Consider the following 26,436-nt stretch of genomic DNA (forward strand, 5'->3'; position numbering starts at 1 on the left):
TTCCTATCGAAGGCCGACTCGTGCGCCGTACGGCCTGCCAAGAAGAAAGAAGGAACCGTGGAAGGTCCCGAAATCAAGTTTGCTGAAGTCGAAATCGACAACGGCATTCACGGTAAGCGCCACGTGCGCTTTGAAACCGGCCGTCTCGCCAAGCAGGCTAACGGCTCGGTGCTCGTCACTATCGATGACGAGACCACCCTGCTCTCCGCAACCGTGGTCGGCAAGTCTCCCCGCGATGGCTTCGACTTCTTCCCGCTGACCGTGGACGTGGAAGAGCGCATGTACGCAGCCGGCAAGATCCCGGCATCCTACTTCCGCCGCGAAGGCCGCCCCAGCACCGAGGCCATTCTGGCAGCCCGCCTGATTGACCGCCCGCTGCGCCCCGCCTTCACCAAGGGCATCCGCAACGAGGTGCAGGTCGTCGTGACCGTCCTGACCTACAACCCGGACGAAATCTACAACACCTTCGCGATCAACGCGGCTTCGGCATCGACCACGCTCTCCGGCGCGCCCTTCAGCGGCCCCATCGGTGGTGTGCGCATGGCACTGATTGACGGCCAGTGGGTCTGCTTCCCCAAGTACTCCCAGCTGGAAAACGCCGTGTTCGACATGGCTGTTGCCGGTCGTATCGTCACCAAGGCTGACGGTACCGAAGACGTCGCCATCATGATGGTCGAGGCTGAGGCCACCGACAACTCCTGGAAGCTCATCAAGGAAGACGGCCAGACCGCCCCCACCGAAGAGGTCGTCGCCCAGGGTCTGGAAGCCGCTAAGCCCTTCATCGCCGCCCTGTGCAAGGCCCAGGCTGACCTGGCCTCCCGCGCCGGCAAGCCCGCTCTTGAGTTGCCCTTCTTCGGCGGCCACGGCGAGGACGTGGACGCAGCCGTGAAGGAATTCGCCGCAGACCGCCTGGTCGAGGTGTACTCCATCGCTGGTAAGCAGGAGCGCGAAGCAGCAGCAGCTGAGCTGAAGGAAGACCTCAGGGAGGCCCTGACCGGCGAAGGTAAGGAATTCGAAGAGCGCTCCAACGAGGTCTCCGTAGCATTCGCTGCCCTGACCAAGCACGTGGTTCGCCAGCGCATCCTCACCGAGCAGGTCCGTATCGACGGCCGCGGCCTGACCGACATCCGCCAGCTCACCGCTGAGGTTGAAATCCTGCCCCGCGTTCACGGTTCCGCTCTCTTCGAGCGCGGCGAAACCCAGATCATGGGTATCACCACCCTGAACATGCTCAAGATGGAGCAGCAGCTGGACTCCCTGCACCCGGTCAAGTCCAAGCGCTACATCCACCACTACAACTTCCCGCCGTACTCCACCGGTGAGACCGGCCGCGTGGGTTCGCCCAAGCGCCGCGAAATCGGCCACGGTGCACTCGCAGAACGCGCAATCACCCCGGTGCTGCCCTCCCGCGAAGAGTTCCCCTACGCAATCCGTCAGGTCTCTGAGGCTCTGGGCTCCAACGGCTCGACCTCCATGGGTTCGGTCTGCGCATCGACCCTGTCCCTGCTGAACGCCGGTGTGCCGCTGCGCGCACCCGTTGCAGGTATCGCAATGGGCCTGGTCTCTGACGAGGTTGACGGCGAGACCCGCTACGCAGCCCTGACCGACATCCTCGGCGCGGAAGACGCACTGGGCGATATGGACTTCAAGGTTGCAGGTACCTCCGAGTTCGTGACCGCTATCCAGCTGGACACCAAGCTCGACGGTATCCCCGCATCCGTGCTCGCTGGCGCACTGACCCAGGCACGTGAGGCTCGCCTGCACATCCTCGAGGTGCTCGTCAGCGCGATTGACGCACCGGATGAGATGAGCGAGTTCGCACCGCGCATTATTTCCGTGAAGATCCCGGTAGCCAAGATCGGTGAGGTCATCGGCCCCAAGGGTAAGATGATCAACCAGATCCAGGAAGACACCGGCGCAGACATCTCCATTGAGGACGACGGCACCGTGTACATCGGCGCAGCTGACGGCCCCTCCGCCGAGGCTGCACGTTCGGCAGTGAACGCTATCGCTAACCCGCAGGTTCCCGAGGTGGGCGAACGCTACCTGGGTACCGTGGTGAAGGTGACCGACTTCGGCGCGTTCATCTCGCTGACCCCCGGTAAGGACGGCCTGCTGCACATCTCCGAGATGCGTAAGCTCAACGGCGGCAAGCGCGTTGTTGACGCTGAGGACGTTGTCTCCGTGGGCCAGAAGGTCCAGGTGGAGATCACCAAGATTGATGACCGTGGCAAGCTCTCGCTGGCACCGGTCGTTGAGGGTGGCGACGACGAGTAGTCGTAACCCCCGCTAAGTGATGAGGGGCGTTCGGCGCACCCGGTGCGGTTCATTCCCCGCCGGGTGTGCCGGGCGCCCCTTCGCTGTGCTTGCCCTGCATCTTTTGATGCTCACCCGCCCACCAACTGTGGGACTGCCTACAGGTAGTGGGGCGGGAATGCTTACCTTCAGACGTACCTGTTGAAAGGTTCTTCTCTCTATGTCTATTTCCCTGCCCGTCGAGCTTGAGGCAATCGCCGAAGAGCTCAACTACGAGCACGGCCGCCTCATCTACGAGGGTGTAGGCGGTAACGAGGTGCGCCGCTCCATCCTGCCTGGTGGCGTACGCGTGATTACCGAAAAAATGCCCGGTACCCGCGGCGTATCCATCGGATTCTGGGTGGGAGTCGGCTCCCGCGACGAAGCCCCCGGCATGCTCGGCTCCACCCACTTCCTGGAGCACCTGCTGTTCAAGGGCACCGGCGCCCGCACCGCCCTGGACATCGCATCCTCCTTCGACGCGGTGGGCGGCGAATCGAACGCGCTGACTGCTAAGGAACACACCTGCTACTACGCGCGTGTGCTCGACGATGACGCACCCATGGCGGTGGACGTCATCACCGACATGGTCACCAACGCCCTGCTGGACCCGGCTCACCTGGAACAGGAACGCGGCGTGATCCTCGAAGAGATCGCCATGGACCAGGACGACCCGACCGACGTTGCCTTCGAGAACTTCGTGGAGCAGCTCATGGGAGAGAACCCGCTGGGCCGCCCCATCGGCGGTACCCCGCAGGAGATTACCGAGGTGCCGCGTGACGCCGTGTGGGAGCACTACAAGCGCTACTACACCCCGGACCGCCTGGTCATTTCTGCCGCTGGTTCGCTGGAGCACAGCACCATGGTCCGCCTCGTATTGGAGGCGCTGACCCGCTACGGCTGGAACCTGCAGGAGGGCGTGGCACCGGCACCGCGTCGTGTACGCACCGACAGCGGCATTGTTCCGCTGAGCGAGCTGCGTGAGGTGGAGAAGGGCTTCGAACAGACCAACATTGTGATGGGCTGCCCGAGCATTATCGCCGGTGACGACCGCCGCTACGCGATGAGCGTGCTGACCAGCGCATTCGGTGCGGGCATGTCCTCGCGCCTGTTCCAGGAGATTCGTGAGAAGCGCGGCCTGGCCTACAGCACGTTCGCGTTTTCCGGTGCGTACTCGGATGCCGGCTACTTCGGCATGTACGCGGGCTGCCTGCCCGCTAAGACCGAGCAGGTGCGTGAGGTCATGGGCTACGAGTTCGATAAGCTCGCCACCGCCGGTATTACTGAGGAGGAGCTGACGAAGGTCCGCGGCCAGCTGGCTGGCTCTACCGTGCTCGGTAGCGAGGATTCGGGTTCGCGCATGTCCCGCCTGGGTCGCGCCGAGCTGGACTCTGGACTGTTCACCAGCACCGATGAGCTGCTGGAGAAGATTCGCGCGGTCTCCCTGGAGGAGGTTCGCGACCTGGCGGCGTACCTGGGGCAGCAGCAGATGATTACCACCATCGTGCGCTAACCCCTGAACATCCCTAACGTACAACGCTGGTAAGGCATAGAATGCCCGTTCCCACACCCCACCAAAGCGGGGGAGGGAACGGGCATTTTGTGTGCATCGGTATCTACGAAGAGATACTTCCAAGAAGTGCTTCCGAGTGTTCTGCCGCCCATGCTCTTGACGCTCAGCATGAGCGGCAGAACCGAAAAAGCTACCGCTGAGAGCTACTACTTCTGTGCCTTGGCAATAGCTTCCATCAGCACCTGGGCGTAGAGCTCCTGACCAGCAACCTCAGGGTGAACACCGTCAGAGGCCAGCAGACCACTCTGAGTCTGCAGAGCCTGGCGGATCGTAGAGTTCCAATCCGCAATGATCACACGATCAGAATGCTGAGCCGCAAACTCACGAATCTTACCGTTCGAGTAGTCAATCCAGGTCAGGTTGCGCGGGCCGTAACCGGTGACCAGCACCAGCTTAGAATCGGCGGGCATAGCCGCCAGAACCTCGTCGAGCTGACCATCCAGAATGGTCGAGTTCGCGGTCACCGACAGCACGAAGGTTTTACGAATCTGGCCGTTGGAACCCATAGACTTAATAATCGGCAGGGCCTTAGCAATGGTTCGTCCCTCAGCCGCATCGATAGATGCCTCGGGCATCTTGTCGTACAGCTCGGGGGAAACCGCCACCACAATGGAGTCACCCACAATGGTCACCTTCGAAGAATCCACCGAACCTGTAGCAGCCTTAGAAGCCGAGGGGCTTGCCGAAGCCTTCGCGTCCTTGCCCGCAGCGCTCGGGCTTGCAGATGCGCTCGCAGCCTGCGCCTCCTGGCGTGCCTTCAGACGCTCAGCGGCGGCACGCTTGCCGTCCTCAACGGACTGCTGGGCGGTGGTCATCGCCGGAGCGGTGTGTACCGCCAGACCGGTCGAAGCAGCCGCCACAACAGCGGCAAGAGCCACCGAAACCGGCAGGAACTTGGTGCGAGAGGACTGGAAAGCCGCCACCGCACGGTTAGCGCTACCGCGGAAACCGTAGCGGCGGATCGGGGTCTCAACCCAGCGGTACGACATCTCCGCAATGGCGAAGGTCGCCACCAGAACACCCACGTTCACCAGCGGGGAACGGTCCGCACCCAGCAGGTAGTGCATGACCACGGCAAGCGGCCAGTGCCACAGGTACAGGCCATAGGAACGTTCGCCCACCCAGCGCAGGGGAGCGAAGTTCAGCAGGCGGCGCAGCATCTCGGAGGCACCAGCGAGCATATCGGGGAGCATACCCTGAATCACGCCCAGCGCCAGCAGGGAGGCGCCGAACAGACCCCAGGGAATCGCGCCGGGTGCCGACTCGGGAACCAGAATCGCGTAGGGAATCAGCGCGAACAGGGACAACCAGCTAATCATGACGCGGGCGAACGCGACCAGACCGAAGGGCTGGGCTACGCGGTACAGTACGGACTGCTGCAGCGGCGGGTACAGCGACCAGGGGCGCGCGAACGCCAGCAGGGCGCCGAGCAGCAGGCCGTACAGGTGCGTGTCGGTACCGTAGTAGACGCGGCTAATGGGTGCGCCAGACATCAGAAGAGCGGTGGCGGTGCTCAGCGACGCAATAATACCCAGCACCATGACCACGCTAAAACGACGCCAGCGGCGGCGCAGCAACAGACCAGCCGCAACAATCAGCAGCGGCCACACCACGTAGAACTGTTCTTCCACCGCCAGGGACCAGAAGTTCGTGAAGAGCTCCGGGGAGGTCTGCGTGAAGTAGTCGTTACCGGCAAAAATAGAAATCCAGTTGGACGAGAAGGTCGCCGCACCAGCGAGCTGACGGCCCAGGTTCACCTGAATATCGCCGCCAATGAGCAGGCTGACCGGTCCCATGACCAGAATCAGCAGGGTAATGGCGGGAAGCAGACGGCGGGCACGTCGGATCCAGAAATTGCCCAGGGCAATTTTGCCGGTGAGAGCACCTTCACGCAGAAGCAGGGAGGTAATCAGGAAACCGGAGATGACGAAGAAAATATCCACGCCAATCATGCCGCCGGGTAGTACGGTGGGCCAGAAATGGTACACCATCACGAGGAGCACGGCGATTGCTCGCAGACCGTCCAGACCCGGCAGAATATAACGCCGGTTAGCCTCATCTGGACGCACGGAGGAGGTAAAGAGGGACTTCATACTGTCAAAGCACTCCGTAGGATGGAAATTATAGAAATACTTCCTAATTATATGGTTGCTAACTTTAGATAGCGTATTAAACGGCTTGTATGACGGTTAGATTACTTCGCTTTTTAGACCGCTGAGGTTCCGCGGGGTATCTCACCCAGCGTGTGCGATGGCGTGCACCGCGCCCACACGGGGGATAATAGAGGCTGTACGTCACAGCGTCTGCCCCATAGTCGGGGTGCACAAAAGCTACGGAGGAGAGAAGATGGCCCACGAGGTTGACGAAAAAATCTGGAAGGTAGCGGTACTCGGTGCCGCGGGGCGTATGGGTTCCGAGGCGGTGCGCGCCGTCAACACCTCCGCTGATATGGACCTGGTGGCGGCACTGGGCCGCGGCGACGACCTGCAGGAGCTGGTCGATGCTGGTGCCGAGATCGTGATTGACCTGACCGTTCCCGAATCCAGCGAGGCGAACGTGCGCTTCGCAGTGGAGCACGGCATGCACGCTGTGGTGGGTACGACCGGCTGGACCCCCGAACGTCTGGACTCCCTGCGCGAGCTGCTGGCTGAGCACCCCGAGGTGGGCGTGCTCATCGCCCCGAACTTCGCGATTGGTTCGATCCTGGCGACCGAGTTCGCGGCGAAGGCTGCGCGCTACTTTGAGTCTGTAGAAATCATTGAGATTCACCACCCGAATAAGGTGGATGCCCCCTCCGGTACCGCGGTGCACACCGCCCGCAAGGTGGCCGCCGCCCGCGCGGAGGCTGGCGTGGGTGCAAGCCCGGACGCCACCACCTCCGATCCTTTGGGCTCGCGCGGTGCCGTGGTCGACGATATTCACGTACACGCGGTGCGTCTGCGCGGCATGGTGGCGCATCAGGAGATTCTGCTGGGCGATCCCGGTCAGCAGCTCGTGATTCGTCACGATTCCTTTGACCGTGTCTCCTTCATGCCCGGCGTGCTGTTGGGTGTGCGTGAGGTGGCGGCGCATCCGGGTTTGAGCGTGGGCTTGGACGCCTACATGGATTTGTCCTAGGAGAGAATATTGTCTGAACAGACTTCACCCGACACCTCGCCGGTATCTTCCGAGGCTCGTAGCCCCTGGTGGACTTCGCTACGTTTGTGGACTGTCTGCGCCTGCGTGCTGATGGTGCTGACCGTGCTGATTCTGCCGCTGCCTCTGGCGGCGCGTGCCTCTATCCTGGGCGTGCTGATTTTTAGTGCCGTCTTTGTGACGGTGGATGCCGGCGGCTGGGGTAAGACCTTCGCGGCACTGACTTGCGCGCTGCTGACCCTGTACCTGGTACACATTGCGCAGCAGGGGTTCGTGATGCTCACCTCCGGTTCGGTGGCTGGCATTGTGCTTGGCGCGGGTATGATTTTGCTGCCGATTCTGGGTGCGTGGGCGCTGGTGCGTGAGGTGCTTTTCGGTGCTCGTATTCAGCGTATGGCTCAGGAGTTGGCTGCTTCGGGTGAGCTGGCGGAGGATACCCTGCCGCGCACCCCCTCCGGTCGTGTGGACCGTGAGGCGGCGGCGGTGGAGTTTGAAGGCTTTGCGGCGGCGGTTGAGCAGGACCCCGAGAACTGGAAGGTGTGGTTCAACCTGGCGTGCATGTACGATGCCGGTGGTGAACGCAAGCGTGCCCGTGCGGCGATGCGCAACGCGTGGGCGTTGCGTTCGGGCGGTCAGGCGAAGGGCATGCGTTAGGCTCTGACCCTGCGATCCCTAGTCAATGCCACATTTATTTTCGGTATGAGACTGATAACGCCGAGGCTATGTGCCCGGTTTCATAGGCTCTCGTGGAAGTACCGCGGGTTTGAAAGAGTCCGAATAGTAGAACACGCATGAAAACTTATGCGTTCTAACGGAAAAATCTGCATTTCGGGCGTACTCTGGACATATGTCTGAGAACCTTTCGAACCCCGGTACTTTTGTTGAACCCGTCTTCGGTCGCCTCCTGACCGCAATGGTGACCCCCTTCGCGAAGGACGGCTCCGTTGATGAAAAGCAGGTCGCAGACCTGGCGAACTACCTTGTGGAGAACGGCCACGATGGTCTGGTGGTCTGCGGTACCACCGGTGAATACTCCACCATGACCGATGACGAGAACGAGCGCGTCTTCCAGATTGTGAAGGATACCGTCGGTTCTCGCGCGAAGATTATTGCCGGTGTTGGTTCGAACGATACGGCGCATACTATTGAGCTGGCGCACCGTGCCGAAAAGATTGGTGTGGACGGCCTGCTGGTTGTGACCCCCTATTACAACAAGCCGACTCAGCCGGGTGTCTACGCCCATTTTGCGACCGTTGCGCAGGCAACTGAGACCCCCGTCATGCTTTACGATATTCCGGGTCGTGCGGGCATCCCCATCGCACCCGAAACCTACCGTCGCCTTGCAGAAATTGATAGTATTGTAGCGGTGAAAGACGCCAAGGCAGACTTCGGTGCCGCAACCGAGGTCATGGCAACCACCGACCTGCACTACTACAGCGGCGACGACGGACTGACCCTTCCCTGGATGGCAATGGGCGCCGTCGGCCTCGTTTCGGTGACCGCACACGTGGCACCTGCACTCTTCCGTGCCCTGATTGATGCTGTCGTTGCACAGGACCTGGTGGAGGCTCAGCGTCTTCACCTGGAACTGACTCCGATTGTCCGAGCAACCATGGGTCGTGCCCCCGGTTGCGTTGCTGCCAAGGAAATCCTTTCCTGGCAGGGTGTGCTGGATGAGCCCGTCGTTCGCTTGCCGCACGTACTCTCCGAACCGGAGGTTGCCCAGGCTATGCGAGCTGACTTGCTCTCCTCGAGTATCGCTCACACCCTGAAGAACGCCTAAACTTTAACGCAGAACCTGCACAACTTATCGTGCAGAGCGCGTATATATAGAGGACTTAGGCTACCGTCACACCCCGCTTTTGGGGCGCATGATGTAGTCAACGGATGCGGACTCCACACCTAGCAATGGGTGAGGGGTCCGCTCTGGCGTATTGCCACGGTTTACCGCCCAATGATTCGGCCCCCACTCAGACAGGGACGTAACTTAGGCAGAGGCACCCGCGCAGTACGCCCCCAATACTTTTAAATACTTTCGGTGATTTGGACGCACCGGCAGCACCTCCGCCTCGGCACATGAGAGCCGAACCGGCGGGAGCGCATGCGGTACGAAGCGTCGCCTACGAATCACAGACATCACAAGAAAACATAGAAGAAAGAGGAGACACACGATGAGCGTCTTTGAAGCGAATCTTCCCCTCCCTCCCCGCCTGAAGAAGGACACCCTGCGCGTGGTGCCCCTGGGCGGCCTGGGCGAAGTCGGTCGTAATATGACCGTGTACGAAATTAACGGCAAGCTGCTGATTGTTGACTGCGGCGTGCTCTTCCCCGAAGAGTCCCAGCCCGGCGTGGATCTGATCCTGCCCGACTTCAGCTACATTGTCGACCGTCTGGACGACGTGGTTGCCATGGTGCTGACCCACGGCCACGAGGACCACATCGGCGCGGTTCCCTACCTGCTACGCCGCCGCCCCGACATCCCCCTGGTCGGTTCCGAACTGACCCTGGCACTGGTTGAGGCGAAGCTCGCCGAGCACCGCATCAAGCCCTACACCCTCGCGGTGAAGGAGCACCAGGTGGAGCGTTTCGGTCCGTTCGAGTGTGAGTTCGTTGCTGTGAACCACTCGATTCCGGATGCGCTGGCTGTCTACATCCGCACCAAGGCCGGCAAGGTTCTGCACACCGGTGACTTCAAGATGGACCAGCTGCCGCTGGATGGTCGCCTGACCGACCTGCGCCACTTTGCTCGCCTGGGCGAGGAGGGCGTGGACCTGTTCCTGCCGGACTCCACCAACGCTGAGGTTCCCGGCTTCACCCCGACCGAGAAGCACATCGGTCCGGTGCTGTCGAACGTTTTCCGTGACGCAAGCGGCCGCATCATTGTGGCTTCCTTCTCCTCGCACGTTCACCGCGTGCAGCAGGTGCTGGACGCAGCCGCTGAGCGTGGCCGCAAGGTTGTGCTCGTGGGCCGCTCCATGGTGCGTAACATGACCATTGCTGAGAAGCTGGGCTACCTGAAGGTTCCCGCCAACGTGCTGGTGGACCTGAAGAAGGTTGACGACTACCGCCCCGACCAGATCGTGATGATGTGCACCGGTTCGCAGGGCGAGCCGATGGCGGCACTGTCGCGCATGGCGAACGGTGACCACAAGATTCAGATTGAGCCCGGCGACACCGTGGTGTTCGCCTCCTCGCTGATTCCCGGTAACGAGACCAGCGTCTTCCGCATCATCAACGCCCTCATGAAGCTGGGCGCTAACGTGGTGCACAAGGGCAACGCGAAGGTTCACGTTTCCGGTCACGCTGCCGCGGGTGAGCTGCTGTACTGCTACAACATCCTCAAGCCGAAGAACGTTATGCCGGTTCACGGCGAGGTTCGCCACCTGATTGCCAGCGGCGACCTGGCGATGGAGACCGGCGTTCCGAAGAAGAACGTGCTGCTCTGCGAGTCCGGCACCGTCGTGGACCTGCGCGATGGCGTGGCGTCCGTGGTGGGCGAGGTTCCCTGCGAGTACCTGTACGTTGACGGCCGCTCCGTCGGTGAGGTCACCGAGAGCGACCTGAAGGACCGCCGCATCCTGGGTGAAGAGGGCTTCGTGTCCATCGTGACCGTGGTGGACCGCGCCACCAAGCGCGTGGTGACCGGCCCGGATATTCACGCCCGCGGTATTGCTGAGGACGACTCGGTCTTCGACGAGATTGTTCCGAAGATTACTGCCGCTCTGGAGGATGCTCTGCACCGCGCACCGGAGAAGGTGCACACCGTGCAGCAGCTGCAGCAGATTGTGCGCCGCACCATCGGTGCCTGGATTTCTCGCCGTCTGCGCCGCAAGCCCATGATTGTTCCCGTGGTTGTTGAGAATACCTCGAAGGCTGCGAAGAACTAATACTCTGCGCGAGGCTAAATGCCTGTCATAGCGAAAAGGCGGGGTCGATACTTGGTGTCGGCCCCGCCTGCTGTGTACCTGCGAGAAATGAACACAGCGGGGGAGAAGTGCCTCGTCAGCGCTGTCATAGACGCCGGGCGGGGCGCCAGAATAGGCGCAGTTTTACGCTCACTGATAACGAAAGAATCGGTACATTAACGGGAAGGTTGATACCCTAAAAGGTATGGCTCCACGGACCACGAAGGGTCGTAACACGACCTCTACTAAAGCAAACACTAAGAAGACCACCCGCAAGCGCACCACCTCCCGAGGCGGTGCCCAGCGCGGTGCCAACGCGGCGAACCCTGTAGCGGGCGCTATCTCCTCCGTCTGGCTGAGCATCGCTCACGCTATCGGTGGGCTGTTCCGCTCCATTGGCGCGGTGCGCACCGACCTTGCGCCCGAAGACCGCCGTGACGGTGGCGCGCTCACCATCCTGCTGTTCGGCCTGATTAGCGCCGGGGTGGAGTGGTACAACTGGCGTGCCCACACCTCCCTTGGTTTGTTGCGTGCGCCCCTGGACGCCTGGCACACGATGCTGGGCGGTATTTTCGGTCAGGGCGCCCTGCTGATTCCGGTGCTCTGCTTCATCATGGCGTGGTGCGTTTTCCGTGGACCCGACCTGATTAAACGTAATAACCGCGTGGCGTTGGGCTCCTTCATCATCCTGGTGGCGGCATCCCTGTTCTTTGCACGCCATGCGGGTCACCCGACGTTCGCGGATGGTTTTGACGCCGTCTGGGCTGGTGGTGGCGTGGCTGGCGTGCTGCTGGGCACCCCCATTGTGCGTTTGAGCGGGGGTATTGCGTTCGTTGAGATTCTGATTCACCTGCTACTGGGTATTGCCGGTCTGATGGTTCTGACGAACACTCCGATTCGTCAGGTGGTGCCGCGTACCCTGCACCTGGTCGGTTTGGCTTTGGGTGAGAAGCCTAACGGCACGACTCGAACCTCCGCGAAGGATAGCCCTTCGGATGCGACTCAGACCGTGGATCTGAACGCTGAGGAGCACGACCGTAGCTACCTGTACGAGGATGAGAAGCCGGCGCGTACGGCTCCGAAGTCTGGCGGCCTGTTCTCTCGTCTGCGCGGTTGGTTGGGCATTGCTCCCGCTGCCTCGACCGATTCTTCCCTGGACGAGTACGCCGGTGATGAAGCATTCGTGAGTGCCGTGGTGGATGAGACTCACCCGGAGACCACGCAGATGCCGGTACAGCCGGCGGACTCTGCACAGGATTCTGCGCAGGGATCCGCTCAGCAGACGCGCCCGGCGGCTAAGCCGAACCGTCTGTCCCGTCTGCCCGGTCGCCTCAACCAGGCACCGGCCGCGCAGGGTACGTCCGCCCAGGGTACTTCTGCACAGAACGGTGCTTATTCGAGCAGCCCTGACCTCTTCGACGTTGAGGCGTCGGATGCACCCGCAGCCCGCCTGGATCAGGTGCAGCGTGCCGCCGTGGCGAACGGCCGCGTGAACCGTATTCCTGGCGAGGAGCCCCTCTTTGACGTTGAGGCATATGACGGCTTCGGCGCTTCTGAGGAAGCTGCACCGCAGACTAAGCCGCACCAGGTGGTGAACTCTGCACAGTCTGCCGCACCAGCGGCGCAGCCGCCGATTCCGACCCGCATGCACTCGCCGGGTGCGCACCCGAAGAACGCGGCTCCCGCGGCTTCGCGAGCGCCCGAGGCTGGTGCATCCCGCCCGCTGCAGAACAACACTCAGGTGGCGACCACCGAGCAGGCGCGCGGCGAGCAGGTTGTGCAGTCCTCCCGCGGCACCTATGTGCTGCCCTCGGAGGAGATACTGGTTGCTGGTCCTCCCGCCAAGGAATCTTCCGAGGTCAACGAGCACGTGGTTGAGGCTCTGACGAATGTGCTGGAGCAGTTCAAGGTGGATGCGCAGGTCACCGGCTTCTCGCGCGGCCCGACCGTGACCCGCTATGAGATTGAGCTGGGTCCCGCCACGAAGGTTGAGCGTGTGACGGCGTTGAGCAAGAACATTGCGTACGCTGTGGCGAGCCCGGATGTTCGTATTCTGTCCCCGATTCCGGGTAAGTCCGCGATTGGTATTGAGATTCCGAATACGGACCGTGAGACCGTTGCCCTGGGTGATGTGCTGCGTTCCCCGCAGGCTCACGCGAACCACCACCCGATGGTCATGGGTGTGGGTAAGGACGTTGAGGGCGGCTTTGTGCTGGCGAACCTCGCGAAGATGCCGCACATGCTGGTCGCCGGTGCGACCGGTGCCGGTAAGTCGTCGTTCGTGAACTCGATGATTACCTCGATTCTGATGCGCGCAACCCCCGACCAGGTGCGTCTGGTGATGGTCGACCCCAAGCGCGTGGAGCTCACCGCTTATGAGGGGATTCCGCACCTGATTACGCCCATCATCACGAACCCGAAGAAGGCTGCTGAGGCTCTTCAGTGGGTGGTTCGTGAGATGGACGCCCGCTATGATGACCTCGCCCATTACGGCTATAAGCACGTGGACGACTTCAACAAGGCGGTGCGTGAGGGTAAGATTCAGCCCGATCCCGGTAGCAAGCGCACGGTGCACGAGTACCCGTACCTGCTGGTGATTGTTGACGAGCTCGCCGACCTGATGATGGTCGCCCCGCGTGACGTGGAAGAGGCGATTGTTCGTATTACGCAGCTGGCGCGTGCGGCGGGTATTCACCTGGTGCTAGCGACCCAGCGTCCGTCGGTGGACGTGGTGACCGGTCTGATTAAGGCGAACGTTCCGTCTCGTATGGCGTTTGCGACTTCCTCGGTCACTGACTCTCGCGTGGTGCTGGACCAGCCCGGCGCTGAGAAGCTGATTGGTCAGGGTGACGCGCTCTTCCTGCCGATGGGTGCCTCGAAGCCGATGCGTGTTCAGGGTGCGTGGGTGTCTGAGTCTGAGATTCACGCCGTGGTTGAGCACGTGAAGAAGCAGGCGCCGACCATCTACCGTGAGGACGTGATGGTCTCTGCCGCGAAGAAGCAGATTGATGAGGAAATCGGCGATGACCTCGACGATCTGCTGCAGGCGGCGGAGATTGTGATTACGACCCAGTTCGGTTCGACCTCGATGCTGCAGCGTAAGCTGCGCATGGGCTTCGCGAAGGCTGGCCGCATCATGGACCTGCTGGAGTCGCAGGGTGTGGTGGGCCCCTCGGAGGGCTCGAAGGCACGTGAGGTACTCATCCGCCCGGATGACCTGCAGGCGACCCTGGCTCGTATTCGCGGTGAGGAGCCTCCGGCTGTCGACCCGTACGCGAACGCGGTGGACCCGGGCGAGCCGGTCACCGACTATTTCGATGAGCCCGATGATGAGGGCTCGGAGGACGCCTGGCAGCTGACCGGCCGCTAGCCTTTCAGCGCCCTATCCATTCGGCTGAGTCCACTCGGCTGAGTGAGTGCGCGACATACACCCCGTATCGTCCCCGTGATGTCTGCTACGGCACACGTATAATGGACGGTACGGGGTGTTTGCGTACCCCCGATACGATTAGGTGTCGGTGCGTATGCGGTCTCTCACCGTCGAAAGCCATCTACCCGTAAGGAGCCGATATGAGTGAAGCTCGCAATTCCGCACCCGCCGGTGCGGTCAGCACAGCGAAGCCTTCGAACTGGAACGTGCCGAATGTGTTGACGGTTCTGCGTATTATTGCGGTTCCTTTCTTCATCGTTGCCCTAGTCGCGGGCGGTACCTTTGGTGCCGCTGATCCGACGCACCGCTGGCTCGCGTGGATTATTTTCATTCTTGCCATGCTCACGGACTGGGCGGACGGCTACCTGGCGCGCTCGCGTAACTTGATTACGAGCTTCGGTAAGATTGCTGACCCGATTGCCGATAAGTTCCTCACTGGCGCGGCGTTCATTGTGCTGTCGGCGCTGGGTGAGCTGTGGTGGTGGGTCACGATTGTGATTCTGTTGCGCGAGTGGGGCATTACGATCATGCGTCTGTTCGTTATTAAGTACGGTGTGATGGCCGCTAGTAAGGGCGGCAAGATTAAGACCGTGCTGCAGACGGTGGCGCTGGTGCTGATGCTTCTGCCGCTGGGGCAGCTGGGTATCGGTTGGCTGATTCCGGGTTGGGTTCTGATGGGCGCGGTCACCGCGATTACCGTGTGGACCGGTCTGGTGTATGTGCGTGATGCGTATATTTTGCGTCGTAACTGGTTGCAGGCTCAGGCCTCCCAGGGCGGCGGTAACTAGAGGCGAGGGGAGTGGCGTGTGCTGCTCCCCTTCGCTGTACCTGCGGTGCGGTGTGTACCGCGTAAGGTTCGGGCGGCGGTGCGCCGCTGAAAGGAGAGAATGATGGTTCCCCTCGTACTTGAAGATGCTCTGTCCGCTGGGCTTTCCTCCGCTGAGGTTTTCTCCGGCACCCCGGAGGCGGCGGCGCTGCTGCTGCGTGATGCGGTGCGGTTGCGTGCCTCCCAGGAAGGCCCGGTGCAGGTGGCGACGGCTGAGTCGCTGACCGGCGGGGATGTTGGCGGCACGATTTGTACGGTGCCGGGCGCATCCGCGTATTACCGTGGCGGCGTGATTTCCTACGCCTACGAGGTGAAGGCGCAGGTGCTGGGAGTGGATGCTCAGCTGCTGGCGCGTGAGGGTGCGGTGCATCCTGCGGTGGCGGTGCAGATGGCGGTCGGTGCGGCGCGTGTGTGCGGTGCCGATTATGCGGTGTCGACCACGGGTGTTGCCGGTCCCGATCCTGCGGATGGGCAGCCGGTGGGCACGGTCTATATTGGCGTGTGTTCCCCGGGTGGTTCTGAGGTGTTTGAGCGCCACTATTCGGGGGATCGCGCGCAGATTCGTGCGGCGGCGAGCGCGGATGCGATTGCTCTGCTGGCGCGTGCGGTGCGTGGCGGTGCCGGTGGGGTTCTGAAGGACGAGCTGGCGTAGCGTGCAGGGCTGTACGGTACCTATCTGAGAAAAAGTTTTACGGTTCAAATATATTCACAGGGTTCTCTCAGCTCCGCAGGAATAAAGGCATAGGTTCGCCTGTTTGAATAGATACAAGCCGTAAGAAGAGGACGAAAATGGCGAGGCTCCTAGCTCGCGCCTCAAAAATCAGTTAGGCTTAACTCTGTACAGTCCCGCAGGTCGGGAATACCTACTCAGGAAAGTGATATAGAAGCTCATGGCTAAGCAGCGCGTATCGATTAATGGCATTACTAAGTGGAAGGAAATCGAGGAGACCCCCCGACAGGTCGCCCCGGTCGTTGAGGAAGCTAAGGTTGTTCCCCTGCGACAGGCAATCGGTGAGGTTCTTCGCGATGTTCGTCAGCGTCAGGGCCGCACCCTGCGTGAGGTTTCCCAGCGTGCCCGTGTTTCCCTCGGTTACCTGAGCGAAGTTGAGCGCGGTCAGAAGGAAGCTTCCTCCGAATTGCTGGCGTGGATTTGCCAGGCTCTGGATATTCCGATGTCCCAGATGCTGCGTGAGGTTGCCGACCGTATGGCGGTTCTCGAGGGCGTTCAGATTCCGGATACTGTTCCGGCTGAGATGTCTGAGCAGTACAAGAGCGATTACTACGTTCTCTCGAAGTAATGCGAGGCGGCACATGCCGCGCTAAACGTGAAGCGATGCCGTGCATCCCCGTAAGGTGGATGTGCGGCATCGCTTATTCTTGGGTTTACTCTGGACTAGTTCTGGGGTGATGTGACGAATTATGAAGCGAACTAGCGGTGAAGCGTAAGGAGTGCTTGTGAAGCTGAGCGAATTTTGGGCATGCATGGAGTATGAGTTCGGTGCCGGGTATGCGCCGGTGCTGGCGCGGGACTTGGTGCTGGGCTCTCTGGGGCATGTGACCGCTGCGGAGGCGCTGGACCAGGGGGTTAACCCGAAGGATGTGTGGCTTGCGATCTGCGAGGAGCAGGAGATTCCGCAGGAGCGCCGTTTGGGTCCGGATAAGGATCCGCTGCGTTAAGTAGCGGGGCTGGAGTTTTCTGGCGCGTGCGTCGGGTTTGTTCGAGCCCTGCCGTTTGTTCGAGTATGAGCGCTCGTGCGGGCGGTATTTTCGAATAATTAGCCGGGATTCCGGGGTTTTTCGAAAATATATGCCGAAACCCTATCCGATTCATTCGAAACTGGGTCGTAATTTTGTTCGACTCGTGCTAGACTTTTCCACATCAGGAATTTTTCGGAAAAATCTTCAAAGTTTTCCACAGATTTTAAAAAATGGCCTTATCCTGTCAGGCTGTGACCCTAGAGTAGTCTCAGAAGGAACCGGTAGGCCAAAACCTTCAAGGTCTCGATTACGAGTCCCACCGATTCCGAAGAAACATTACTCCCGTCAACCACTGACAACACAAAGAACGAGGTACTACCGTGGCTAAGAACACCAAGTCTCAGAGCGTAGCTCGCGTTCCCGAAGAGGGCCGCGCCAAGGCACTTGAAGCCGTGATGGCACAGATCGACAAGAACTACGGCAAGGGTGCAGTCATGCGCCTGGGTGATAAGGAAACCACCAAGACCGAGGTTATCTCCACCGGCGCTATCGCTCTGGATGCAGCTCTGGGCATTGGCGGTCTGCCCCGCGGTCGCGTCATCGAGATTTACGGTCCCGAGTCCTCCGGTAAGACTACCGTCGCACTGCACGCGGTAGCGAACGTTCAGAAGGCAGGCGGCGTGGCAGCGTTCATCGACGCCGAGCACGCACTGGACCCGATCTACGCGGCAAAGCTGGGCGTGGACATCGACCAGCTGCTGGTCTCTCAGCCCGACACCGGTGAGCAGGCACTGGAAATCATGGACATGCTGGTTGGTTCCGGCGCCGTTGATATCGTGGTCGTCGACTCCGTTGCCGCGCTGGTACCCCGCGCCGAAATTGAAGGCGACATGGGTGACTCCCACGTGGGTCTGCAGGCTCGCCTCATGAGCCAGGCTCTGCGTAAGATTACCGGTCGCCTCTCCGCAACCGGCACCACCGCAATCTTCATCAACCAGCTGCGTGAGAAGATTGGTGTCTTCTTCGGCTCCCCCGAAACCACCACCGGTGGTAAGGCGCTGAAGTTCTACGCTTCGGTCCGTATCGACATCCGCCGCATTGAGACCCTCAAGGACGGCGCTAACCCGATCGGTAACCGCACCCGCGCCAAGGTCGTGAAGAACAAGATGGCTCCGCCCTTCAAGCAGGCTGAGTTCGACATCCTCTACGGTGAGGGCATCTCCGTTGAGGGCGGCATCCTTGACCTGGCGGTGGAGAACGACATCGTCAAGAAGTCCGGCGCATGGTTCACCTACGACGGTGAGCAGCTGGGCCAGGGCCGCGAGAACGTTCGTAAGCTGCTCAAGGACAACCCCGAGCTCACCGAGGAACTGCAGTACAAGGTTCTGGTGAAGCTGGGCATCATTGAGGAAGAAGCTGACGAGCAGGCAGCCGCTGAGTCCGAGGGCAACGACCCGCTGGACGAGCTGGCTGAGGAGTTCTAATCCGGCCCGCGTAGCTTCTTGCTAACGCCACGACTGATTGCCGTGTGCTGTGCATTCCGCACGGTGCACGGCAATCTGTCGTTAACGGGAGCGCGTTACATGAAGTACCAGCGGGTGCCGGGACAACGCCTCGTTACAATGGGGGAGCGCCGTATAGCCCGGCGCACGGGTCATCAAGCGAGCCAACACAGGGGAGAGGAGGAACTGAACATGACGGAGCAGCGCATAACGGAACAGCACGGTCATGAAGAGCATGCGCAAAACAGCGCGCGTGACGGCGACGCCGGTTTTGCGGCGCTGGATGCGACCGAACCGCACTTCGGTTCCTCGGCTCTTGGTGACGCTGTATTCTCAGCGTCTATTTCCTTTGAAACTCCTGGTTCGTTTGAGCCCGCTGCCCCGCCGGTTGAAGTTGGCGGCTTCGAGGCGCTCAATTTTGAGGCGCCCGCCGCCCTGGCGGAGCCCACCCTCAACTGGGAGGTGCCGCAGTCTACCTCTGCTGTTCTGGAGCCCGTGCCCGCTGTGCCGCAGGCGGTAGAACCGTCGTACCCGGAGATGCCTCCGAGTCTTGAAGAGCCCCCGTACGAGGACGAACCACCGTATTCGGAAGAGCCCCCGTATCTGGACGAGCCTCCCTACCCTGAAGCAGAGTACGCGGGGTGGGTGCCCTCAGACGAAGCGGCACCCGCAGAAGCGGAGAAGCCCGCGCCCGCAAAAGCCTCTCCCCAAAAGCCTGCGCAGAAAGCGCGGCAGACCGAAAAGGCTGCACCCAAAAAGTGGGCGCGGAACAAGGTCGCAGAGCAGGTAGCCACTGAGGAGTTCCCGGACTGGCACCCCGCCGCACACGGCTTTATCGAAGAAAGCATTGCTCGGGATAACGGCGGCGACTACGCCGGTGAGTTCCGCGTACCCGAGTTACCCCTGCAGGCTGTGCCCGCCAACTCTGAAGGTGGCAGCTCTGAGGAAGACGGTAAATCACCGCGCCGCAGCCTGCTCGTTGACCCGAACCTGCCCGCCGTCTCCATTGACGAAGCGCCCGCTCGTGCCTTCACCCCCGGCGGTGCCGAGCCGCGCCCTATGGCGGCGGGGCGCATGAGTCGAGCGGGTGCCGCCTCCATCGGATCGGGGCTCACTGCCGAAGAGAAGGAAGAGATCGAGAGGCAAGCCGCTCAGCGGGATAAGCAGAAGAAACGCAAATCTTCGCGTGCCTCCAAGAACACCGACTACAAGCGTGGGTTCCGCCGCATGAGCGCGGTGCAGCAAGAGAAAATGCGGAGCCGTTCGCCCTACGCGCCCGCCTTTGGGGCTCGAAGTGACGACGAGGAAACCCGCAAGAGTCCTGCGGGCCGCGGCTCGGGGAGCAACCTATTTAGGGAGGGAAGTAGTTTGAACGAAGAACTCACCCCCGCCGAAGAAGCACTCATCCGCGGTATTGCCGAGGAGGAGGCGCAGGGCGTTGGTACCGGAAAGCGCCGTGCCGCTTCGGCTGGATCCCCAAAGGGCGGTTCTCGAGCACGCGGCTCCCAACCGGGCGGCTCTCAGATGGGACATGCTTCCTCACAACCGGAAAGTAACGTGCCTTCCTGGAAGCAGAAGGTGCGTGCCGCCCGAGCCGCGGAAGAAACAGGCCCCTACACACGCGCTAAAACCATCGTGTACAACCAGCTGGCGTACTCGGCAAAAACCCGAGGTCAGCTGCGGAAGAAGCTGCAGGCAGAAGGCTTCGATGCGGAGCTCATTGAGCCGCTGCTCGATAAGTTCGAGGCGGCAAAACTCATTGACGACGCCGAATACGCCCAAAGCTTTGTGGCGCAGAAGAGCCGCACCAAGAAGCTCTCCCGCGCCGCGCTGCGCCGTGAGCTCGCTGAACGCGGGGTGCGCGGTGAAGAGGCGGAGAATGCCCTGGCTCAGCGCACCGACGAGCAGGAACGTGAGGACGCCGCCGATCTGGTGCGTAAGAAGCTGCGCCCCGGCATGGATCTGAGCGACCGCGCTGAAAAGGATAGGGTGACTCGCCGACTGCTGGGGATGCTGGCTCGCCGCGGGTACTCCTCCTCGGTGTCGATGTCGGTGATTCGTGAGGAACTCGCCGCCTACGGTGCAGAGGACGAGCTCTGGTAGAGAGCGAAGTAATACATTCCGCACGCACGGATAGACCCATGCCGGGGTGACCGAGAAAATAGGCACTATAAAGGGTGAGCCCGCTACAGACACACTCTGTGGCGGGCTCACCCTTTACGTTTTTGATCCTTATAAAAAGCCTTGTCGAAGGCTATATCCGCTGTTTACTCTGCTGCTTATTCAACGGCCCCCAGACGGTTCGCGAACTCGGCGAGGGTTGCATCCTGAGAACCGGCGATCTCCAACAGCAAGCGCATCAGCTGCGCACCCTCACGGCGAATACGAGGCAACAGATCGGAACGTGCCGAAGAAAAGTACAGCTCCAACAGGGCGCACACGGTCACCGCCGTGCACACCGCCAAATCCTCCGCCAGGTGCTCATCCAGCGGGGCGTCCTCAAAGAGGGCAGAGTACAGCGCCGGTAGCGCCTTTTTGCGGTCCACACGGTAGCGCGGGTACTCCGGCGAGGAGGGGAATCCCAGCATCGCCTCAACGAAGGGGAAGCCTCGGTGGTGCAGGCAGGTGCCCTCCGCATCGACCATGCGCACCTGCGCGCCGTCCGCTGAACCAATCAGCACGTTCTGCGGCGAAAAATCGCCCGACGAGAGCATATAGACACGTCCACGGTTGAGCTTGAACTGCTCGGGCACGGGCGGGCGCTTGGTGAAGAAGGGCTGCAGAACACGGCGGAAGCGGAAGGACAGCTCCTCAACTGCGGCGGGAAGAACGGGCGCATCCTCATGCTCAGCGGAGGCAGAGACGGGGCTAGAGTCAGCACCCTGCTCGGGTGCGCGCGCCTCATCAGCCACACCGTACAGCTTCTTCAAGCCGCGCTCAGCCAGTCCCGGCGAGGCGATAGCACCCGGGAACTGCGCCTTGCGGTCGGCACGCGCCAGGTTCAGGCGGTAATCCTCGACCGCCTCACCCATAATGCCGCTGGCGGCAAGGGAACGGTACGCCTCAATGTAGTAGTTCAGCGCATCCAGCGCCTGCTCCTCGGTGCCCTCCAGCAGGGCGTGGGCGACCGAATACTGCTCGCCCTCCACGGTTCCGTCGCTCACATCCTCCAGTGCCAGCACGCGCAGTTCAGCATCCGCACCGTAAAGCTGCGGGAACAGACCCGGAACCTGCTGGTTCAGCGCTTCCAAACCGTAGCGCTCACGCAGGTACCCGAAACCGCCCGCGTTCACCGTCGAATCCTTACGGCGGTAACGCTTCACAATAATCGAGGTCGGCAAAGACTGTGCAGACTCGAAAGACTGGGCAGACTCGGCCGCAGGCTCATACGCCACACGCACCACAACGGAACGCATACCGGTACCCAGAATCTGCACGCGCTCAACCGTGCGCCCAGCCACCTGCTCCAGGGAATGCGCCCAGCAGAGCAGCTGCATCAGGTTCTGACGCATCGAGGCAGAATCGGCGCTCGCCTGAGGCGGCACGGGGGAGTAGGCGGTGATTGCCTCCTCAATGAGGGCGCTCAGAAGCTCCCCGTCAGGGGCGGGAGCGGAAGAATCGTTCGGTGACAGAGCCGGAAAGTTACTACTAAGGGAAACCTGCATAGAGCCATTATCCCCCATCGGATACCCTATAGGGCATGACTTCGACCCTCAGCGATTCCGCCCAGACCCCCGAAACCAGCCCCCGCACCTACGAAGTGCGCACTTTCGGCTGCCAGATGAACGTGCACGACTCCGAACGAATGTCCGGCCTGCTGGAGGCTAACGGCTACGTTCGCGCTGAGGAAGGCACCCAGCCCGACCTGGTCGTGTTCAACACCTGCGCGGTTCGCGAAAATGCTTCCAACCGCCTGTACGGTCACCTCGGCCAGCTCGCGCCGGTCAAGCGCGCCCACAAGGGCATGCAGATCGCCGTGGGCGGCTGCCTGGCGCAGAAAGACCAGGACGCCATCATCGAGAAGGCGCCCTGGGTTGACGTCGTGTTCGGTACCCACAACATTGGTTCCCTGCCGGCGCTACTGGAGCGTGCCCGCCACAACCACGAGGCGCAGGCAGAACTGCTCGAATCCCTCGAAGTTTTCCCCTCCACCCTGCCCACTAAGCGCGATCACGTGTACTCCGGCTGGGTGTCCATCTCCGTTGGCTGTAACAACACCTGCACCTTCTGCATCGTGCCGTCCCTGCGCGGTAAGGAGAAGGACCGCCGCCCCGGCGACATTCTCGCTGAGGTTCAGGCGCTGGTTGATGATGGCGCCATTGAGGTGACCCTGCTCGGTCAGAACGTGAACTCCTACGGCGTGGAGTTCGGCGACCGTCAGGCGTTCTCTAAGCTGCTGCGCGCCTGCGGCGAGATTGAGGGCCTGGAGCGTGTACGCTTCACCTCCCCGCACCCGGCAATGTTCACCGACGACGTGATTGACGCGATGGCGGAAACCCCGAACGTCATGCCCGTGCTGCACATGCCGCTGCAGTCCGGCTCCGACAAGGTGCTCAAGGACATGCGCCGCTCCTACCGTTCCAAGAAGTTCCTGAACATTCTGGACAAGGTGCGCGAGCGCATCCCGAACGCCGTGATTACCACCGACATCATTGTGGGCTTCCCCGGCGAGACTGAAGAGGACTTCCAGGACACCCTGAAGGTTGTGGAGCAGGCTCGTTTCTCCTCCGCGTTCACCTTCCAGTACTCAATCCGCCCCGGCACCCCCGCGGCGACCATGGAGAACCAGATCCCGAAGGAGGTCGTGCAGGAACGCTACGAGCGTCTGATTGCCCTGCAGGACCGCATCGCCGGCGAAGAGAACCGCAAGCAGCTCGGTAAGACCGTTGAGCTGATGGTCGTTGCCGAGGCAGGTCGTAAGGCTGAGCAGACTCACCGCCTCTCGGGCCGCGGCCCGGACCAGCGCCTCGTGCACTTCTCCGTGCCCGAAGGTTGCGAGACTCCGCGCCCCGGCGACATGGTGACCGTGCCGATTACCGAGGCTGGTTCCTTCCACCTGATTTCTGACCCGACCGCCGAGCAGTACCAGCTGCGCCGCACCCGCGCCGGTGACGCGTGGGACCGCTCCCAGGCTGACTCTTGCGGTACCGGCACCACCCAGGTGCCCGGTGCGCCGGTGGGTCTGGGCATGCCGACCATCGGTCTGCGCCCCTAAAACCTATATCGAATCATGCGCCCTGTTCTTCGGGTCCTCATCCTCACCGCAAGTGGGGGTGGGGGAACCGGTAGAATGGGGCGCATGACTATCTCCGAAACTCTGCCCGTTATCGCTATTGTGGGCCCGACCGGCACCGGTAAGAGCGCGCTCGCCATTGAGCTGGCTCTGCGCCTGAATGGTGAGTGCATTAACGCTGATTCTATGCAGTTCTACCGGGGTATGGATATTGGTACCGCGAAGGTCACCGCGGAGGAGATGCACGGTGTTCCGCACCACCTGCTCGACATTATGGATGTGCGGGATGAGGCGTCCGTGGCGGAGTTTCAGGAGCGTAGCCGTGAGCTGATTGAGCAGATTCGCGGCCGTGGCCGCTACCCGATTTTGGTGGGCGGTTCGGGTCTGTATGTGCGTGCCGCCCTGGATAGGCTGGAGTTCCCCGGCACGGATGCGCGGGTGCGTGAGCGTCTGGAGGAGCAGGCACGTACCGAGGGTATCGGTGCTCTGCATGCCCGCCTGGCGGAGGTGGACCCGGAGTCGGCGGCGCGTGTGAAGGATGAGCGCCGCATCATTCGCGCCCTGGAGGTGTTCGAGGTGACGGGTCGCCCGTTCTCGGCGTTCATGCCGGTGCGCGAGTACGTGACCGAGAGTATTCAGATTGGTCTGGATATGGATCGTGCCCTGCTGCACGAGCGTCTGCACCGCCGCGTGGAGCTGATGCACGAGCGCGGCCTGCTGGACGAGGTGCGCACCCTGAACGAGCAGGGTTTGCAGGAGGGTAAGACCGCCTCCCGCGCGATTGGTTACGCGCAGTTTGCTCGCGTACTTGAAGATGAAGACTATAGCGTGGAGCAGGCGATTGAGGATACGACCATTGCGACCCGCCAGTTTGCGCGCCGCCAGCTGACCTGGTTCCGCGCGGATCCGCGCGTGCACTGGCTGGATGCGCTCTCACCCACCCTTGCAGATGAGGCGGAAGCCATCATCTGCGAAAGCACCCGATAAGCCACAATAACGAGCCGTCGCCGAACCGATACCCCTTCGAACCGGTCGGCGCGGTAAAATCATAAACGGACAGGTCACCAACCTTAAGGACAGCATATGAGCGAGAACCCTTCCATCTGGGGCGAGCTGGCAGGCCTGACCCTCACCAAGGGTCACGGCACCGGTAACGACTTCATCTTTCTGACGGACGAGAACGCAGAAATTGCCCTCACCCCCGAGCTGGTAGCCCGCGCCTGCGACCGACACTTCGGCATTGGTGCGGACGGCTTCATTCGTGCTACCCGCAGCACCGCCTCCCGCGCGGGCCAGAAGCTGCTCGAGGAGCACCCGGACGCTGTCTGGTTCATGGACTACCGCAACGGTGACGGCTCTATCGCTGAAATGTGCGGCAACGGTGTGCGCGCGTTCGTGGAGTACCTGCGCACTGAGGGCCTGATTGAGCTTGAGGTGGGCGAGACCGTCAAGATTGGTACCCGTGCCGGCGTGAAGACTGTGGCGCGTACCGAAGAGGGCTACGCGATTGATATGGGTCCGTGGAGCTTCATTCACGGTGACGCTGCCCGCGAGGGTGGCGAGGACTGCCTGGTGTCTGCTCGCGGCCTGAAGACTCCGCGTGCTGGCCTGTCCATTTCGATGGGTAACCCGCACACCGTGGTGATGCTCGGCTCTGACGGTAAGCTGGACGGCCTGGACCTGCACAGCCTGCCTCAGGTGAGCCCCGCCCCGGTCAACGGTACGAACGTTGAGTTTGTGGTGCCGGTCGACCTGGACGTTGAGAGCGGCGCGCATGTGGGCGCTATCCGTATGCGCGTGCACGAACGTGGCGTGGGCGAGACTCTGTCCTGCGGTACCGGCGCGTGTGCGGCTGCTGCTGCGACCCGTTTCTGGGGCGGCGAGGAAGCACCGGATGAGTGGCTGGTGCATGTGCCCGGCGGTACCCTCGCGGTGACTTTCGTGCTGGGCCCGGATGACCTGGAGCATGTTGTTCTGGCTGGTCCGGCGCAGATGGTTGCAACCGTCGTGCTGCGATAACGTGCTGTTTTAGAACAGAGATTTTATAGAGAAAAGCGGCGGGTGTTTTCTGATAACACGTTCAGAAAACACCCGCCGCTTTTACGTTTTTAGCAATGAGCGCCAGAGGAATCAGCGCCAGGGGCTTTAGTCCTCGTAGCGGTGCACCTGCAGAATACGGAAGCCCTTCGAAGTCGTATAGCGCGACACCTCAAACTCGCCGGGGTGCAGCTCCTCAAGCTGCGCGTCCATCCACTTCTGTAGTGAATCGGAGCCCAGGTTCTTCTGAACCACCAGGTAGGCGTCACCGCCGGGCGCCAGACGCGGCAGCCAGGTCAGCAGGATCTCGTGCAGAACCTCCTTGCCCACGCGAATCGGCGGGTTCGACCAGATGGTGTCAAAACGCAGTTCGGGGTCAACCGATTCGGGGGTTCCCCCGGTGACGTTGGACAGGCCGAGAGCGGCGGCGTTGCGTTCGGTCAGGCTAATGGAGCGGGAGTTCACGTCCACCGCGTGCACCTGCGCGTCCGGTGCGAGCATCGCCAGGGTCAGGGTAATGGGGCCCCAACCGCAGCCGATGTCGAGCATGCGTTCGCCCTGCGGGTCGGGTGCTTCCTGCAGCAAAATAGCGGTGCCCTTATCAATGCCGGAGGGGCTGAAAATGCCGTTGGCTGTAGTGACAGTGACCTTGCGACCGGCAAGCTCCACCTGCACGGGGCGGGGCTTGAACTCGGTCTCGGGGGTTTCAGAGAAATAATGCTGCTCGCTCATGCTATCCAGTGTACCGGTAGGGCAAGAACCCGCCGCACACGGGCAGAGTATGCGCGGGTGGGGCAATAGC

19 protein-coding genes are annotated in these 26,436 nt (G+C 61.6%); 16 read left to right on the top strand and 3 right to left on the bottom strand.

The features are described 5' to 3' along the window. Window positions 1–57 precede the first annotated feature (57 nt). On the top strand, window positions 58–2,277 hold the full coding sequence (locus tag HMPREF2971_RS06745) for a polyribonucleotide nucleotidyltransferase (protein WP_070692031.1): 2,220 nt from the start codon (window positions 58–60) through the stop codon (window positions 2,275–2,277). A gap of 199 nt (window positions 2,278–2,476) precedes the next feature. Continuing rightward, on the top strand, window positions 2,477–3,808 hold the full coding sequence (locus tag HMPREF2971_RS06750; RefSeq protein ID WP_070692033.1) for a M16 family metallopeptidase: 1,332 nt from the start codon (window positions 2,477–2,479) through the stop codon (window positions 3,806–3,808). 206 nt (window positions 3,809–4,014) lie between these two features. Here the strand turns inward: HMPREF2971_RS06750 and HMPREF2971_RS06755 are convergent, their stop codons facing one another. Next, window positions 4,015–5,961 (bottom strand): acyltransferase family protein, encoded by a 1,947-nt coding sequence (locus HMPREF2971_RS06755; protein WP_070692035.1) that lies wholly within the window; start codon window positions 5,959–5,961, stop codon window positions 4,015–4,017. Between the two features lie 253 nt (window positions 5,962–6,214). Here HMPREF2971_RS06755 and dapB point away from each other — a divergent pair, with 253 nt between their 5' ends. The 11 genes from dapB to HMPREF2971_RS06810 all read left to right on the top strand — a co-directional run bounded on the left by dapB (window position 6,215) and on the right by HMPREF2971_RS06810 (window position 20,467). Then, a complete protein-coding gene (dapB, locus tag HMPREF2971_RS06760; protein ID WP_070692037.1) occupies window positions 6,215–6,985 on the top strand; it encodes a 4-hydroxy-tetrahydrodipicolinate reductase in 771 nt (256 codons plus the stop codon). Between the two features lie 9 nt (window positions 6,986–6,994). Continuing rightward, window positions 6,995–7,657, top strand: coding sequence for a tetratricopeptide repeat protein (locus HMPREF2971_RS06765; RefSeq protein ID WP_070692039.1), 663 nt, complete (start codon window positions 6,995–6,997; stop codon window positions 7,655–7,657). 193 nt (window positions 7,658–7,850) lie between these two features. Then, the gene (gene dapA, locus HMPREF2971_RS06770) at window positions 7,851–8,786 is read left to right on the top strand and encodes a 4-hydroxy-tetrahydrodipicolinate synthase (protein WP_005507104.1); all 936 of its coding nucleotides are present in this window, start codon (window positions 7,851–7,853) and stop codon (window positions 8,784–8,786) included. A gap of 388 nt (window positions 8,787–9,174) precedes the next feature. Continuing rightward, the gene (locus HMPREF2971_RS06775) at window positions 9,175–10,890 is read left to right on the top strand and encodes a ribonuclease J (protein ID WP_070692041.1); all 1,716 of its coding nucleotides are present in this window, start codon (window positions 9,175–9,177) and stop codon (window positions 10,888–10,890) included. Between the two features lie 223 nt (window positions 10,891–11,113). Next, entirely contained in the window at window positions 11,114–14,278 is a 3,165-nt protein-coding gene (locus HMPREF2971_RS06780) for an FtsK/SpoIIIE family DNA translocase (protein WP_070692043.1), read from the top strand. Between the two features lie 200 nt (window positions 14,279–14,478). Then, window positions 14,479–15,126, top strand: a complete 648-nt coding sequence (pgsA, locus tag HMPREF2971_RS06785) for a CDP-diacylglycerol--glycerol-3-phosphate 3-phosphatidyltransferase (RefSeq protein WP_049356045.1) — start codon at window positions 14,479–14,481, stop codon at window positions 15,124–15,126. Window positions 15,127–15,225: 99 nt separating this feature from the next. Then, entirely contained in the window at window positions 15,226–15,816 is a 591-nt protein-coding gene (locus HMPREF2971_RS06790; RefSeq protein WP_070633926.1) for a CinA family protein, read from the top strand. Window positions 15,817–16,054: 238 nt separating this feature from the next. Then, complete coding sequence (locus HMPREF2971_RS06795) at window positions 16,055–16,462, top strand: helix-turn-helix domain-containing protein (RefSeq protein ID WP_070633927.1); 408 nt, start codon at window positions 16,055–16,057, stop codon at window positions 16,460–16,462. A 157-nt stretch (window positions 16,463–16,619) separates the two neighbouring features. Continuing rightward, window positions 16,620–16,841 (top strand): DUF3046 domain-containing protein, encoded by a 222-nt coding sequence (locus tag HMPREF2971_RS06800; RefSeq protein ID WP_070643888.1) that lies wholly within the window; start codon window positions 16,620–16,622, stop codon window positions 16,839–16,841. A gap of 401 nt (window positions 16,842–17,242) precedes the next feature. After that, a complete protein-coding gene (gene recA / locus HMPREF2971_RS06805) occupies window positions 17,243–18,346 on the top strand; it encodes a recombinase RecA (protein WP_070643892.1) in 1,104 nt (367 codons plus the stop codon). Between the two features lie 210 nt (window positions 18,347–18,556). After that, window positions 18,557–20,467: a regulatory protein RecX gene (locus tag HMPREF2971_RS06810; RefSeq protein WP_070692045.1), complete on the top strand. Its 1,911-nt coding sequence runs from the start codon at window positions 18,557–18,559 to the stop codon at window positions 20,465–20,467. A 176-nt stretch (window positions 20,468–20,643) separates the two neighbouring features. Here the strand turns inward: HMPREF2971_RS06810 and HMPREF2971_RS06815 are convergent, their stop codons facing one another. Continuing rightward, window positions 20,644–22,029, bottom strand: a complete 1,386-nt coding sequence (locus HMPREF2971_RS06815) for a hemin ABC transporter substrate-binding protein (protein WP_070692047.1) — start codon at window positions 22,027–22,029, stop codon at window positions 20,644–20,646. Between the two features lie 35 nt (window positions 22,030–22,064). Here HMPREF2971_RS06815 and miaB point away from each other — a divergent pair, with 35 nt between their 5' ends. From miaB to dapF, 3 genes are all read left to right on the top strand, one after another. Beyond that, window positions 22,065–23,579 carry a tRNA (N6-isopentenyl adenosine(37)-C2)-methylthiotransferase MiaB gene (miaB, locus tag HMPREF2971_RS06820; protein ID WP_070692049.1) on the top strand — a complete coding sequence of 505 codons (1,515 nt, stop codon included), beginning with the start codon at window positions 22,065–22,067 and terminating at the stop codon, window positions 23,577–23,579. Between the two features lie 84 nt (window positions 23,580–23,663). Further along, complete coding sequence (gene miaA / locus HMPREF2971_RS06825; protein WP_070692051.1) at window positions 23,664–24,584, top strand: tRNA (adenosine(37)-N6)-dimethylallyltransferase MiaA; 921 nt, start codon at window positions 23,664–23,666, stop codon at window positions 24,582–24,584. Between the two features lie 96 nt (window positions 24,585–24,680). After that, entirely contained in the window at window positions 24,681–25,616 is a 936-nt protein-coding gene (gene dapF / locus HMPREF2971_RS06830; protein WP_070692053.1) for a diaminopimelate epimerase, read from the top strand. A 126-nt stretch (window positions 25,617–25,742) separates the two neighbouring features. Here the strand turns inward: dapF and HMPREF2971_RS06835 are convergent, their stop codons facing one another. Then, window positions 25,743–26,366, bottom strand: a complete 624-nt coding sequence (locus tag HMPREF2971_RS06835; RefSeq protein ID WP_070692055.1) for a class I SAM-dependent methyltransferase — start codon at window positions 26,364–26,366, stop codon at window positions 25,743–25,745. Between the last annotated feature and the right edge of the window lie 70 nt (window positions 26,367–26,436).

Origin of the sequence: Rothia sp. HMSC066G07 (genome assembly GCF_001814485.1) — a bacterium.
GTDB lineage: Bacteria > Actinomycetota > Actinomycetes > Actinomycetales > Micrococcaceae > Rothia.